This window comes from Leclercia sp. W6 (genome assembly GCF_003336345.1).
In the GTDB taxonomy this organism is placed as follows: Bacteria; Pseudomonadota; Gammaproteobacteria; order Enterobacterales; family Enterobacteriaceae; genus Enterobacter.
Window position 1 is genome coordinate 1,023,420 of the sequence record NZ_CP031104.1, and the last position, 14,332, is coordinate 1,037,751.

Consider the following 14,332-nt stretch of genomic DNA (forward strand, 5'->3'; position numbering starts at 1 on the left):
GACAATCCAAACGGGGATAAGTACAGGTGAGTTGGTTTCAAGAAACAAGCGCAATGGGGAAGGCGCAAGGAGTTTAGTTTCGGAAAATCATGGGGAATAAAAACGGATGGTACGATTGGAGAACATCACTCTGATGAATTTAGTACCGCAAATAGAAAAACCCTGTTTTTGAGGTGATTAATAAATCCGGTTGGGGGATCGAAAAAAGCTTTGCTGGTAGTATTGTTTCAATTTGGCTTGGTCGATTCTTATATTGATAGTCTTATTCGGGACGATGTATTTTCTGGCATAAGGAGGGATTATGCACAGTGTTATTCGTATTTATGATAAAACTACCCATGGTGGCACCGTACTTGAAGGTAGTTCCGGTGTGAGATTTATGGGGCTGGAAGTAGCTTGCCTAATGGATAAAGTATTCTGTCCCGTACATGGCGAGACTTATATTATAGAGGGTGATGAAGGCTCAAAGATTAATGGAAAGCCAGTTGCTCTGCATGGTCATCGTTGTGGCTGTGGTTGTACGTTGATTTCTTCGTTACCCAATGCCGGAAAGCGCTAATTTATGCCAGTTGATCTTAAACAAAACCCGAAGATGAAGCAGCTACCTCTTCCTCCGGATAAGTCGCGCTGGTTAATCGTAATTGCATTATGTGTGGTTGCGGGGGCAACACTGGCGCTTTATCTCTGGCCCAGGGGGCTATCCACGCATTCTGCCTGGTTCTGGTACTGTACGCTGGTGACCCCTTTCGCTTTTGGGCTGGCAGGTTACATTATCCGGTTGCGGCACTATGAGAACAAACGCGATCGCATACTTTGGTGGAATCATTTACATCAGAACCAGTATGACGAGCAAATTATTCTGGGTCAACGAGCTGTTGGCGTACTGGGGATGAGCTATGTTACACCGATTGCCAGTAACAAACTTGTTGTAGCGCTTTTACGAGGTGGGACAGCCCTTCAGACACAGTATTCTCTGACCCACCAGTCTGTGCTGACTACGGCCTCACTTTCTCCTCCATTAACAATATTCAGTGAAACAGGATATCAGTCACGGCTTGAGTCGGTACTTAAACATGTTGTCAGCCAACTGAATACTGAGTTGCTTCAGTTTACCGGTAATCTTTCTGTCCGCCTTCTTCATGATGGCACGCTGGACAATGAACATATTCTCGATATCTGGCAAAAGATATTTCCGGCATCAGTTACTGTACATGGAGTCAATATTGTTAAGCATAACGATGGAGTGATATGGATAGATGAATGGCTTGACAGGAAAGATGCATCGCTTGTTCTTTCCATTGAGATCAATTTGTTTCTCCAGCCCCGCAATCAACAAGCGGAATCAGTATCTGCCCTGTTGCTGGCATCTCCCTCATGGCTGGAGCGGCAGCACACAAAGCCGCAAATTTGGATACATCGTCCGGTTGTTGTTGAGAGAACTGACGAATCTGTTACCGATGTGGCTTGCTGGGGAAAGATGACCCCCGATTCACCCTGGTATTTCTGGCGCTCGCGGGTAAAAGGCGATGTGCTGGTTAACCTTCTTCAATCAATGGATAAGCAGGGCTATTTGAAAGGAAAGAAAGGAGAAATGATTTTGGATGATGTTTTTGGCAAACCGGGGACGGCTGTAGGCAACATCATGTTAATTTGCGCTTGTGAGCACGCTACTGTTTCAGGGTTGGCTCAATGGCTGATAGCTGACGATAAAACCACACAAATGGTGATTGTCCGTCCCGCTTAATCTTACGCAAAGGAAAGCGATGTGAAAAAGAAAAAGCGCCTCAGTTCATGGTTAATTATCCTGCTGATTGTGGTCGTCGGTGGCTTTCTTATCTGGATTGAAAACCCTCTCGTTCATCTTATTACTACAGAGGAAAAACTGGCTTTATCGCTGGCTGTAGCTGGTGCTTGTTTATTTATTCTGTTCTTTGACGATGTATTTGCCCGGCTGTGGCAGTGGTTCATCTTACAGAGCTTTATCCAGCAACTCCGGAAATTGTCAGGCAAAAGACCTCATCGGGACGAGTTATTGTCTGCTCACGTGGACAAATACAATGAGGAGCTCAAGAGTATTCGTCTGTATCTTCGTCATATTTACGGTCGCTCTTGGCCACGTAAAATTCGTATTTTGCTCGTTACCGGAAGCGTGGCTGATGTTGAGCGGCTCACCCCAAAACTCACTCAGGAACTCTGGCAGGAAGATCAGGGCACACTGTTGCTGTGGGGTGGCGATCCGGCGACCCATCTGGATTCCGACTGGCTGATTGCTCTAAGTAAACTGCGCCGTCGCCCCGCGGACGGTATGGTTTGGGTGACGTCAGGTCTGGACAGACTGCCAGATATAGAGGGCAGCGCGAGACCCGCACTCTCACTGGACACCATGGATTTACTATCCCATGCCCTGAGCCGCCGCTATGTAGTCCTGGGCTGGAAACTGCCCCTGTATGTCTGGTCGCTGCACTCCTGTTCCGGTGACCAGCCGGGACGCATCACTCAGCCAGTGGGCTGCCTGTTGCCCGCAAAATGCTCTCCGCAGACGCTCGCCGGACAACTGGCCGTATTGATACCGCACCTGACCGGGCAGGGGATACAGCAGGCATGCACTGACCCACAATATCATTTCCTGCTCAGCCTGGCCGACCAGCTTACCCGTAAACCGGAAACGGTAGCGGAGCCGTTATCAGTGCTGGTTAATCCGTACCGTCCGCTACCGCTGGCCGGCGTGGTCTTCAGCCCGGCGACTCTCGGCGGTGAACGCAGCGTGAAACATCACTGGGGACGTGATAACCGCTGGGATATCATTCAGGATTCTGTTCTTTCTTTACCCGCCGGACTAAAGGCGCAGAAAACGGGGTTTTCCTGGACAAAGGCATGTGCCCTCACCGCTGCTGTTCTGCTCGTCCTTTGGGGGGCGTCGATGGCTGTCTCGTTTATTGCCAACCGCAGTCTGGTGGCAACTGCGCATGAGCAACTGCAGAAGGCGTCGGCAGAAAAGCAGCCACAGGTAGCACGTTTGCAGGCCCTGACTGAACTGCAGAAAACTCTTGCCCGGCTGGAATACCGCTCACGGCACGGCGTACCCTGGTACACCCGTGGCGGCCTAAGCCAGAACAATGCCCTGCTGTCAGCACTTTATCCGCGCTACGGGGAAGTGGCGCAGCCGCTATTGCGCGATGCGGCTGCAAAGCATCTTCGCCAGGAGCTGTATGCATTCGTGCAACTCCCGCCAGAAAGCCCCCTGCGTGAAAGGCTGGCAAAATCCGCTTACGATCAGTTAAAGCTGTACCTGATGCTCGCACGTCCGGAAAAAATGGACGCCGCGTGGTTCTCCGCCACGCTGATGCGTAACTGGCCGCAGCCTGCAGGCTCAACCAGCAGTATCTGGCAGGGCAGTGGGCCATCGTTGCTGGAATTTTACGGTGCCAGCCTTGCGTCACATCCTCAGTGGCGTTTGCATGCCGACGATATGCTAGTGAGCCAGGCTCGCACTCTGTTAATAGGCCAGATGGGGAGGCGCAACAGCGAGTCCACGCTCTACCAGAAGATGCTCGCGCAGGTGGCGAACCAGTATGCCGATATGCGTCTGGCGGACATGACCGGTGACACAGACGCTGAGCGTCTGTTCACCACCGATGAGGTGGTACCGGGGATGTTCACTCGGCAGGCCTGGGACGAAACGGTACAGGCCGCCATCGATAAGGTGGTGAAGGAGCGCCGGGAAGAAATGGACTGGGTGCTGAGTGATAGCCAGCAACGCACCCCGCAGCAGGTCTCGCCGGAGGCGTTGAAACAGCGACTGACGGCACGCTATTTTGCAGATTATAGCGGTGCATGGCTAGATTTTCTCAACAGCCTGCGGCTTCGAAAAGCAGCCACCCTGTCAGATGCTATTGATCAACTCACCCTGATGGCAGATGTCCGTCAGTCTCCACTGGTGGCGCTGATGAACACTCTTAACGTTCAGGGACGCGCCGGCGAGACCGGTGAAGCGATAGCGGATTCACTTGTGAAATCCGCTAAAAACCTTTTGGGTAGTGAAAAACGACCTGCTATTGATCAGAGCGGGGGTATACACGGCCCGCTGGATGCAACTTTCGGCCCCGTGCTGGCATTGATGGTTAGCCGGGATGGTGGAACGCAAACCAGTAACCTGAATCTACAGACTTTCCTCACCCGCGTTACCCAGGTTCGCCTGCGTCTTCAGCAGGTGACCAATGCTGCTGACCCGCAGGCGATGACCCAGGCACTAGCGCAGACGGTGTTTCAGGGTAAGGCGGTTGATTTAACCGAAACCCGCGATTATGGCAGTCTGGTGGCGGCGGGACTCGGCCAGGAGTGGAGCGGTTTCGGGCAGACGGTATTTGTGCGTCCAATGGAGCAAGCCTGGCAACAGGTACTGACGCCTGCAGCAGAAAGCCTTAACTCGCAGTGGCAAAGTGCGGTGGTAAATGACTGGAATACAGCTTTTGAGGGGCGATATCCGTTTAAAGATGCGAGTAGCGAGGTGTCGCTGCCCCTGTTGGCGAAATACCTTAATGCCGATTCCGGGCGTATTACCCGCTTTTTGCAGACCCGACTTAATGGCGTGCTCCATAAAGAGGGGAGTCACTGGGTACCCGACAGCATCAACGCTCAGGGCCTGACCTTTAATCCTGAATTCTTACAGGCAGTGGATACCCTGAGCCACATTTCTGATGTGGTGTTTACTCGAGGAGAGGCCGGGCTGTCGTTTGAGCTTCGCCCCGGTACGGCCGATGGCATTATGCAAACCACGCTGGTGATCGACAGCCAGAAGCTCACCTATATGAACCAGATGCCCACCTGGAAACGGATTAACTGGCCAGCAGATACAGAGGCTCCAGGAGCGGCCCTCAGCTGGGTAAGCACCCAGGCCGGAACACGGCAGTACGCTGACATGTCCGGCGTCTGGGGTTGGATTCGCCTGCTTGATCAGGCCACCGTAAGTCGTTATGCCGGATCGGGTAGCAGTTGGAATCTGAGCTGGCGAGCACACGACGGCAGGCCTTTGAACTATACCCTGCGAACTGAGGCTGGCGAAGGGCCGTTGGCGCTGCTGAAGTTACGTAATTTTATTCTTCCGAAAACTATATTCAGCATCAGAGCATCTGCAATTGATCTTCAGGCAAAGGATGGTGACAACACAGAGGAGATGTACTGATGGCCACTGTACAAACGTTGATTAGCGTATGTCAGATTAATCCAGATGAAGTGGCTACACGGACAAAACTGCGTTTGGCGTTATGGGAAAACTGGTTGCAACCGTTGTCAGCCAATTATCCGACGGGTGAAGACCCCGGTTACAATGACGATTTTCAGCAAATGCGTGAGGAGGTGAACAAACTCTCCGGCGCAGATACAGATCTGGTATGTCAGCTTGCCGAAAAGCTCTTGACCACCGTAACGAAAGATATCCGCGTGGCATCGTATTACGTCTGGGCACGCCTGCATCGGGATGGAGAGGCGGGACTGGCGGATGGTCTCGAGCTGATGGCAGGATTAATGCTTCGTTTTAATACGCAACTGCATCCGCAACGGGAGCGCAGTCGCCAGGGGGCGCTGGAGTGGCTTGCCAGTTCCAGGATGCTTGACAGCTTGTCACGGTATCCGGAAGTCAACAATGCCGATACCGTGCGTATTGCTGGTGCCTTGTTGATGATTGAGCAGGATGCTGAAACCGTTTTACCGGCTGCCCTTTATAGCGCGCTGGAAATGCGACTGCAAAAATCTGGCGGCCCGGACGCGGTGGTGCCACAGAATGTTAGCGATATCGGGCAAGCAACTGCTCAGGACCCCAGCATACCGTCTCTCGGTGGCATTGCTTCAGGTCAGGAGCTTCTGGCACAGGCGCGGGTGTTAGCCGATTATCTGAGGAACCAGCCGGACGGCTGGCTGTCTGCCCACCGGCTGATAAAAAATCTCCGTCACGACACACTGCACCAGCTACCCTCGCTCCAGACAGATGGCAAGACCCGCATTGAGCCACCGAAAGCGGACCAACGGGCACTGTTAAAAAGACTTTACCTGCAACAAAGCTGGCGCGAATTGATGGAGGAAGCAGACAGCCTGCTCTCGCGGGGTGCTAACCATCTTTGGCTGGATGTGCAGTGGTATCTGCATCAGGCGCTGATGAAATCTGGTTATGAAAATGAGGCGGCCATTATTCAGTCCGATCTGAAAGGACTACTCGCACGTCTGAAAGGCCTGGAGACGTTGGCTTTCAACGATGGCACCCCATTTGCCGATGAAGTGACGCTGAACTGGATCCAGCAGCAGGTGCTGGAGAGCCCGGTGGGCTGGGAAGTCGAGCATTCTCTTTGTTCTTCGGGCGCAGCGGGCAATGACGAAATTCTGCAACTGGAGCCGGAAGCATTGGCACTTGCTGACAGCGAAGGGACAGAGGTTGCGCTGACGTGGTTACAAAATCGCCCTGGCATCACATCGATCCGGTACCACTGGCTGCTGCGCCTGCTGATGGCGCGAATAGCTGAGCAAACGGGAAAAAATGAACTGGCACTGCACCTGCTGGATGAGCTGGACGGCAGTGCTGCTGGCATTACGCTCCCTCAATGGGAACCCGGCCTAATTTTTGAAGTTAAAGCTCGCCAACTAAAACTGCTGCGCATGAAGGCCGGGCGCAGCGAAACTGACAAAATGCGGCTGCATCCGAAAATGGAACAGTTATTGGCCGGGCTGGTTGTGATTGACCCGGTAAAAGCCGCAGTGCTTTGTGGCTGACCTTGTTTGAACACTGAGAACATAATGGAAGATTTAACCCTGCGTTATTTTGATGCCGAGATGCGCTATCTGCGCGAGGCGGCAAAGGAGTTTGCACAGACCCACCCAGATCGGGCAGCGATGCTGGATTTGGACAAAGCCGGTACGCCAGACCCGTACGTTGAGCGTCTGTTTGAAGGCTTTGCCTTTTGCGTTGGCCGCTTGCGTGAAAAAATTGATGACGACCTGCCAGAACTGACCGAAGGGCTGGTTAGCATGTTGTGGCCGCATTACATGCGAACCATTCCGTCGCTGTCGGTAGTGGCGTTCACCCCTGACGTTTCGTCGATGAAAATGGGCGAGGTAGTGCCAGCAGGGTTGGAGGTCTCTTCCCGTCCTGTTGGACCGAAAAATACCATTTGCCGCTACCGCACTACCCGTGATGTGACATTGAGCCCATTGATGATATCAAATGTGGTCATGACGACAGAGCCGGATGGACGCTCTAGCCTACGGATAAGGTTTACCTGCAGCGGTCAGGCTGATTGGTCGCAAGTGAACCTGAGCCGTCTTCCGTTGTACCTGGGAGAAGAAATCGTGACGGGGAGTGCATTGCACTTGTGGCTGACCAAACGACAGGCGGCACTCTACTTGCGTCTGCCTGGGCAAACAGACCGGATAAGGCTTAACGGTTACTTTTCTCCAGGCGGATTTTCTGAAGATGACCTTTTGTGGCCAAAGGGAGAAAGCGCCTTCAGCGGTTATCAACTGTTGCTGGAGTATTTCACCTTTCGTGAAAAATTCATGTTTGTGCAGTTAAATGGTCTGGAAACCATCACGCTCCCGGCAGGAACAGTGAATTTTGATATTGAGGTCGTGTTCAGCCATGTATGGCAGAGCGATTTACCCTTAACGGATAGTTCCCTGCGTCTCCACTGTGTGCCAGTTATTAACCTTTTTACCCTTGAAGCTGACCCACTGACCATTAGCGGGCTGGAAAGTGAATATCTGCTGCGGCCAAAGCGCCTGCAGGACGGGCACACTGAGATTTACTCTGTCGATAGCGTCACCGGCTCCGGGCGTACCGGGAACGCGCGCTATGTGCCGTTCACCAGCTTCCGCCATCAGGGCGGAATGATGCGCCGCAACGCGCCTGAGCGCTACTTCCACACCCGTGTGAAGCGGGGCGTCACCGGTATGCACGACACCTGGCTAATACTGGGCGGCGGGCAGTGGGAGGCTGATCGGGAGATTGCGCGAGAAACCGTCTCGCTGCGTATCACCGGCACCAACGGTCAGTTACCACGCCGGGCGTTGCAAAGCACACTGTTGGATCGCTGTGAGCAGGTCTCCGGAACGCCGCTTACCGTGCGCAATCTATGTAAGCCGACGCTTCCGGTGTACCCACCAGTGGAGGATCGTTTCCACTGGCGGGTGATGAGCCATCTGGGCACCCGTTTCCTGAATATGATGAGCAGCGCAGACGTGTTGCGCGGTACGCTGTCGCTCTATAACTGGCGGGACGATGAGCTGAACAACCGTCGCCTTGGCGCCATTCTGGACGTCAGACATCACCGTATTCAGCGTTTTGAAGAGGGGTTTTTACTGCGCGGTCTGGATGTGGAAGTGACACTCGACAGTAATGGTTTTACGGGTGAAGGAGACATTCATCTTTTTGGTGAAATGCTAAACCGCTTTTTCGCCCTGTATGCCGACATGAATCAGTTTAACCAGCTTACGCTGATTGTTCAGCCAGAAGGGAAGTGTATCCGGTGGAAAGAGAATCACAGTCCGCGCCTGCCAGGATGATAGAAACAGTACGACACCAGTTGCCGTACATGAATTTTTACCGTTTTTGCCGATTGCTTGAGCAGAGTCAGCCCGATGCGCCGGTACCCGGTAGCGACTGGCAGGTCGGTCTTGAACCGGTGCGCTTTCGTCCGCATGCGGGGATGGGCTTTCCGGCCGGTGAAATACGGGGGGTGACGGATCCGGAGCCGGAATATGCTCACCTACGTCCGTCGGTTGATATCACTTTTTTTGGACTATACGGCGTCGAATCGCCGTTGCCTACGCACTTTGTCGATGATATTGCGCAAAAACGAGAAGGCTGGGAGGCCACTCGAGATTTCCTTGATATCTTTAACCACCGACTAATTAGCCAGTATTACCGTATCTGGCGCAAATATTCTTACCCGGCGACCTTCGCCCCTGGTGGGGCGGATAATACCTCGCAATATCTTCTGGGTCTGGCAGGGCTGGGTATTCCTGGGTGTGCGGCTACGGCTGGTACGCCACTGTCACGTTTTCTGGCTCTGCTGCCAGTGATGCTGCTGCCTGGTCGCACGGCGGAGGGGGCAGCGGCACTGGTTCAGCTCCTTGCGCCAGATACTCGCGCCGATTTATATCACCATGACCGCTGTCGTATCCCCCTGAAAAACCCGGTTGTCTTGAGCTCACGGCACCCGGTCAGCCTGAAACACCGTCCTGTCATGGGGACCTACGGGACGGATGTTAATGGTCAGGTCTTGCTTCAACTGACGACCGACAATCCCAATGAGGCCCACGGCTGGCTGCCGGGCGGGGAGCTGTACTCCGATCTGATGGCGCTACTGCACGTTTATCTGGGCTCTCACCTGGATGTGCGGTTGCAGTTGTGCGTGGCGAGACATCTGCTGCCTGATGCGCAGCTGGTATGCAGTGGAAATCATGCTGTTCAACTCGGGCGCACAGCGGTACTGCGGCCACTTACTACCCAACAGAAAAAAAATGACATTATCACTATTCATCTGGGGCGTTATCAGCGCGTCCGGGAAAATATTCACCGAAGGGAGAGCGATGAAGATGGCGACTACCGCTGGTAAAACCACCGCCACGCTGCTGGCATTGATGCTAACCACGATCTTAACCGGCTGTGGTCTGACGCAGACAGTGAAAGACGGAGCTGTATCAGTTACAAAATCCATTTTTTATAAGCAGGTGAAAATACTTCATCTGGATATTCAGGGACGGGAAGGGGTCAATAACAATGCGAAAGGCGCATCTCTGGCAACAGTGGTGCGTATTTACCAGCTTAAGGATCGTAAGGCATTCGACAACACCGATTACCCATCCCTGTTTGCAAACGATAGCCAGGCCATAAAAGCTGATCTGGTGGCAGAAAAAGATATCTGGCTGCGTCCTGGAGAGTCGGTAACGCTCGATGTGCCGCTGGAGGAGGTTACTCAATTTGTGGCGGTAGCTGGGATGTTTATGGCGCCAGATCAAGCGAAAAATACCTGGCGTTTGGTCCTCACCCGCGATGACCTCGACCCAGACAAGCCCCGCATCATCGAAGCCAGCAATAACCGGCTGACGCTGCAACCGATTAAGGAGGACTAATATGCCCCGTTCCTCCCTGTACGAATTGTTATACGGCAATTTCTCCGGTGGCCTGAGCCTGCACCAGGTCAGTGAGCAGAACCAGGTCATTCTGTCGGTACTCGATAATATGCAGCGTATTCTCAACTGTCGCGCCGGTACGCTGGCGCATCTGCCGGACTATGGCCTGCCAGACATGACGAAAATCCTCCAGGGGATGCCGGGTTCGGCGCATCAGCTGATCACAACGCTGTCGGCGGTACTGCTGAAGTATGAACCGCGCCTGAGCAGAATTACGGTGGTGATGCTGGCGCAGACGCAGCCTGGCGAACTGCGTTACGCCATCGATGCGGAACTTAAAGGCATCGGCCTTGTGCGCTACGGCACTGAATTTATGCCCGAAGGTCGGGTGCTTATCCGTCACCTGAAACAGCAGCAGTACCTGGACGCCCGTTCCGCGATTTAGTTTTAATTCTGGCTGAACCCTCATGACAATACTCTCTGAATGCCACCATAAAACCGGCGGCGACCCGCGCACGCTCGCAGATTATGTCGCTCTGCGTAATGAAATGAACAAACTCATTCATCCGGCACGTCCGGATGTGAACTGGCAACAGGCGGAAAAATTTTGCCTGTCGCTTTTTGAACAAAACGGCACGGAACTCCAGACTGCCGCCTGGTACACTCTTGCTCGCACACATCTGTCCGGGCTGACGGGCCTGAACGAGGGACTGTCGCTCATGAACTCGCTGGTCACCCGGCACTGGGGCAATCTGTGGCCGCAACAGGTGCCTGTCCGGATGGAAATCCTCGCTACGCTCAGCAAACGACTGAAACAGGCTCTACGATCCTGGCCCCTGACGTCTGCCGATCTCAGCCAACTGAACCAGGCCCGGGAACACCTGCTCGTTCTGGACGAGACGTTAAGACGTCTGGAATTAACGCCTGTCAGCCAACTCGACACGTTGCGCAGCCATATCAATAGCGCGACGGTGCGGCTGGGTAATAGCGATAAAATCGGTGAGAAGCCGGTTACCGCAACAGCTGAAGCGGAAACCCCTGCAAGCGGCAATCCCAGTGAGGCAGCCGGGGGCGTAAAAAGGGCGCATGAGCCTGAGCCGCTTCTGGAGACAGTGAAGGGCTCCCCACCGCCCTTGAATCCCTGGAAGCCTTTCGCCGGCGGTATGGCGACCATGTTGCTGCTGGCCGGGATCCTGGCAGGGGGATGGCTGGCGATGCACCAATCTGACCCGGCGCAGGAGCCGGTTGCTGTAACTCTTTCTCCCTTGCCAGCAACGCGTTCTGTCGATCGGCGGCTCCACCCAACATCTGAAACAGATATTCGCCAGACACAGCAGCAGTTAGAGCAGTTATTGCAGTTAAAGCCAGACTGGACTCTCAGCTATGGCGATAGCCTGGTGCAGCAGGCGCTCAGGCTATCGCCCGAAGAAGGCAAAGCTCTGGCGCATCAGTGGCAACAGCAGAAGGATGCTTCCGCCCTGGCGCCAGAAAGCCTGACCGGCTGGCATCAAGGCGTGACGCAGCTTGAGCAACTGGCGAAGCGGCTTAACGCCCTGAATGAGCAGAAGGGTAAGTATATGACGGTCAGCGAACTGAAATCGGCTATTTTCGCCATCACGCAGTCGCTTAATCGTACCGTTCCGGTTGAGGAGCAGTTGCGCCAGCTCTCCGTTACCCCCGCAGAGCAAAGCAGTAATGCCGTCCGGCAGCGTCAGGTGGAACAGCATCTGCAGCAGTTGATTGCCTCTTATGCGGCGCTGAAACAAACTCCGACTGAATAAAGCCGGGCAGAAAACCGCACGTAAAAAATACAGGAACCACAACGTGTCAGCCAGAGAACGTTTTTTCAGGAAAGTGCAGCTCAAAAACGACAGACAATCATCCGATATAAAATCCGCTGACGCTGAGGTCAGGGCATTCTGCTCACGAATGGATCTACTGGCGCAGCAAATAAGCCAGTGGTTTGCGGGTTCCGGTATTGAGGTGACGTTAACCACCAAACATATCCATGACCTGAGCACGGTGGGCTACAGCCTGAACAGCGGCATATACCGTTATGACATCACCGCCATCCGGTTGCAGAATGGTGATCGTAGCGTCTCTATTCTTCCCGAGCAGCTCTGGAATGGCGCCGAGACGGGCATTGTGGCCCTGCATGTGGAGGCGCCTGGGTTCCGGCAGGTGTTTTATCTTAGCATGGCGCCGGAAACGGGCTGGCTAATCCGACGTGAGTATCAGAGCGCGAAAGATAACGTGCTCATGACCGAAGAGCGCTTTTTTGAAGCGGTTGACAGGCTGGCCTGAAACCACCGAGCCTGTCCCGTCTCTCTTTAACTGCTTACTGCTGCAATACCTCAGCAAATTTCGCCAGCCACTGCGGATGGGCAGGCCAGGCGGGCGCGGTAACCAGATTACCGTCGACGTGCGCCTGGTCGATGCCAATATCGGCATACTCGCCACCGCTGAGGCGGACCTCCGGCGCGCAGGCCGGGTAGGCGCTACAGGTTCGTCCTTTCAGGACGCCAGCGGCGGCCAGCAGCTGTGGTCCGTGGCAAACGGCGGCAATCGGCTTACCTGCCTTGTCAAAGGCCCGCACCAGTTCGAGTACCTGCTCATTCAGGCGCAGATATTCCGGCGCGCGTCCGCCGGGAATTAACAGGGCATCGTAATCCGCCTCTTTCGCCGCAGTAAAATCGGCGTTGAGAACAAAGCGGTGGCCGGGCTTTTCGCTATAGGTCTGGGCACCGTCAAAATCATGGATCGCCGTCATGATAAAATCACCTTTAGCTTTGTCAGGGCAGACCGCATCAACCTGATGGCCAATCATCTGCAAAGCCTGAAAGGGCACCATGGTTTCATAATCTTCCGCGTAATCGCCGACCAGCATCAGGATCTTCTTGCTCATCATCACCACTCCTCAAAAATAAAGTGAAAAACAGAGGACGCCAGCAGGCGCAGTTACGCTGCCAGCACTTTGTTACGACCATCATTTTTGGCGCGATACAGCGCATCGTCCACGCGCTTAAACAGATCGTCGATACTCTCATCCGGGTTATGCCGCGCAACGCCAATACTTACAGTAAAGCGGGGCAGACCGGGAATGGCAATGCGGGCGATTGCCGTGCGCAGGGTCTCTGCGATCTGCATGGCCGTATCCAGTGACGTGCGGGGCAGCAGCAGGACAAACTCCTCGCCGCCCCAACGGAACACGTAATCATCTTTACGGCTACCGCTTTCCAGCATCCGCGCGAGGGCAATCAACACCTCATCGCCTTTCTGATGCCCAAACAGATCGTTGATACGCTTAAAATGGTCGGTATCCACCAGCAACAGACTGAACTCCTGCTGTGCCGGAAGATGGTTTGGTGAGGTTTGATCGGTGAGGTGATAAAACTGGCGACGGTTGAGCAGCCCGGTAAGCGAGTCGCGCAGGGCGGCGTGTTCCAGCTCCTGCTCAAGCCGTTTTTGCTCGGTGATATCATGAATAATGCAAAGCATTAGTTTATCACCGTAGATCTCAATGGGGCCGGCATAGGTTTGTACGTGCCGGGTCGTGCCGTCGGCAAGGCGATGGATAAAGTTAAGCGGTTTATGGCCGCCGGGCAGGCGTGCGATCTCCATCATCACCGGCATAATATTGCGTCCCAGCGTGTTGATCTCCCAGGTGTGCTTGCTGCACATCTCCTCGTGGCTATAGCCATAAAAATTCAGAGCTGCCAGATTGGCATCCACAATCAGGCCGTCGCGGGCAGGGTCGATTAACAGCATCGGGGCGCTGTTGGTCTGAAAAAAGCGGGCGTAGAAGCCCTGTTTCTTGCGCTGATAGGTGCCTGAACGGGTGGCTTTAAGACCCGTTACTGCTTGTCGGGCGATGCCTTCAAAGACAATCACTTCACCGATCGTGTCAAAAACGGCCAGCGAGAGGCGACAGGTGAGGCTGGTCTGCTGATCATCGACCCGCACGCTCCAGACTTCCACGATCTCCTGACGGGCTTTTAAATCGGGGACATACATCGCAAGCGTCGCCTGGGCATGGGCCGAGCAGATGCCTTTGCGCAGAATGTCCAGCGTTGCATCCTGCATGAGCATTTTGGCTGCCGTATTGGCGAACAGCACATCCTCCGTTACCGGGGATACCAACCATACGGGCGTTCTAAGCATATCCAGTGCATCAAACCCTGAGGGCGACATAGGTCAGTCTCATTTATTGGCG

At 54.1% G+C, this 14,332-nt stretch carries 12 protein-coding genes; 10 read left to right on the forward strand and 2 right to left on the reverse strand.

The annotated features are described in order from the left end of the window. Positions 1-301 precede the first annotated feature (301 nt). Genes DVA43_RS05060 through DVA43_RS05105 form a run of 10 tightly spaced genes read left to right on the forward strand, consistent with a single transcriptional unit; the run spans position 302 to position 12,423 of the window. Positions 302-559 (forward strand): PAAR domain-containing protein, encoded by a 258-nt coding sequence (locus tag DVA43_RS05060; RefSeq protein WP_114314767.1) that lies wholly within the window; start codon positions 302-304, stop codon positions 557-559. 3 nt (positions 560-562) lie between these two features. After that, a complete protein-coding gene (locus DVA43_RS05065; protein WP_114314768.1) occupies positions 563-1,744 on the forward strand; it encodes a hypothetical protein in 1,182 nt (393 codons plus the stop codon). A 57-nt stretch (positions 1,745-1,801) separates the two neighbouring features. Then, on the forward strand, positions 1,802-5,182 hold the full coding sequence (locus DVA43_RS05070) for an ImcF-related family protein (protein ID WP_371414028.1): 3,381 nt from the start codon (positions 1,802-1,804) through the stop codon (positions 5,180-5,182). Continuing rightward, positions 5,182-6,759, forward strand: a complete 1,578-nt coding sequence (gene tssA / locus DVA43_RS05075; RefSeq protein WP_114314770.1) for a type VI secretion system protein TssA — start codon at positions 5,182-5,184, stop codon at positions 6,757-6,759. Before DVA43_RS05070 ends, tssA begins: the two co-directional genes overlap by 1 nt. Before the next feature lie 24 nt (positions 6,760-6,783). Further along, entirely contained in the window at positions 6,784-8,547 is a 1,764-nt protein-coding gene (gene tssF, locus DVA43_RS05080; RefSeq protein ID WP_114314771.1) for a type VI secretion system baseplate subunit TssF, read from the forward strand. After that, on the forward strand, positions 8,544-9,602 hold the full coding sequence (tssG, locus tag DVA43_RS05085) for a type VI secretion system baseplate subunit TssG (protein WP_371414029.1): 1,059 nt from the start codon (positions 8,544-8,546) through the stop codon (positions 9,600-9,602). Before tssF ends, tssG begins: the two co-directional genes overlap by 4 nt. Beyond that, entirely contained in the window at positions 9,583-10,119 is a 537-nt protein-coding gene (gene tssJ, locus DVA43_RS05090; protein WP_114317078.1) for a type VI secretion system lipoprotein TssJ, read from the forward strand. Before tssG ends, tssJ begins: the two co-directional genes overlap by 20 nt. 1 nt (position 10,120) lies before the next feature. After that, a complete protein-coding gene (tssE, locus tag DVA43_RS05095; protein ID WP_114314772.1) occupies positions 10,121-10,564 on the forward strand; it encodes a type VI secretion system baseplate subunit TssE in 444 nt (147 codons plus the stop codon). A gap of 22 nt (positions 10,565-10,586) precedes the next feature. Then, a complete protein-coding gene (locus DVA43_RS05100; RefSeq protein ID WP_114314773.1) occupies positions 10,587-11,900 on the forward strand; it encodes a VasL domain-containing protein in 1,314 nt (437 codons plus the stop codon). Between the two features lie 43 nt (positions 11,901-11,943). Further along, positions 11,944-12,423, forward strand: a complete 480-nt coding sequence (locus tag DVA43_RS05105; protein WP_114314774.1) for a hypothetical protein — start codon at positions 11,944-11,946, stop codon at positions 12,421-12,423. A gap of 34 nt (positions 12,424-12,457) precedes the next feature. Here the strand turns inward: DVA43_RS05105 and DVA43_RS05110 are convergent, their stop codons facing one another. Together DVA43_RS05110 and DVA43_RS05115 are read right to left on the reverse strand one after the other, a co-directional pair. Then, on the reverse strand, positions 12,458-13,024 hold the full coding sequence (locus tag DVA43_RS05110; RefSeq protein WP_114317080.1) for a DJ-1/PfpI family protein: 567 nt from the start codon (positions 13,022-13,024) through the stop codon (positions 12,458-12,460). A 53-nt stretch (positions 13,025-13,077) separates the two neighbouring features. Next, positions 13,078-14,310 carry a sensor domain-containing diguanylate cyclase gene (locus DVA43_RS05115; RefSeq protein WP_114314775.1) on the reverse strand — a complete coding sequence of 411 codons (1,233 nt, stop codon included), beginning with the start codon at positions 14,308-14,310 and terminating at the stop codon, positions 13,078-13,080. Positions 14,311-14,332: the final 22 nt, after the last annotated feature.

Coding starts and splice junctions, on each gene's coding strand:
- DVA43_RS05060 (WP_114314767.1), top strand. CDS start 302: ATGCACAGTGTTATTCGTATTTATGATAAAACTACCCATGGTGGCACC.
- DVA43_RS05065 (WP_114314768.1), top strand. CDS start 563: ATGCCAGTTGATCTTAAACAAAACCCGAAGATGAAGCAGCTACCTCTT.
- tssA (WP_114314770.1), top strand. CDS start 5,182: ATGGCCACTGTACAAACGTTGATTAGCGTATGTCAGATTAATCCAGAT.
- tssF (WP_114314771.1), top strand. CDS start 6,784: ATGGAAGATTTAACCCTGCGTTATTTTGATGCCGAGATGCGCTATCTG.
- tssG (WP_371414029.1), top strand. CDS start 8,544: ATGATAGAAACAGTACGACACCAGTTGCCGTACATGAATTTTTACCGT.
- tssJ (WP_114317078.1), top strand. CDS start 9,583: ATGGCGACTACCGCTGGTAAAACCACCGCCACGCTGCTGGCATTGATG.
- tssE (WP_114314772.1), top strand. CDS start 10,121: ATGCCCCGTTCCTCCCTGTACGAATTGTTATACGGCAATTTCTCCGGT.
- DVA43_RS05100 (WP_114314773.1), top strand. CDS start 10,587: ATGACAATACTCTCTGAATGCCACCATAAAACCGGCGGCGACCCGCGC.
- DVA43_RS05110 (WP_114317080.1), bottom strand. CDS start 13,024: ATGAGCAAGAAGATCCTGATGCTGGTCGGCGATTACGCGGAAGATTAT.
- DVA43_RS05115 (WP_114314775.1), bottom strand. CDS start 14,310: ATGTCGCCCTCAGGGTTTGATGCACTGGATATGCTTAGAACGCCCGTA.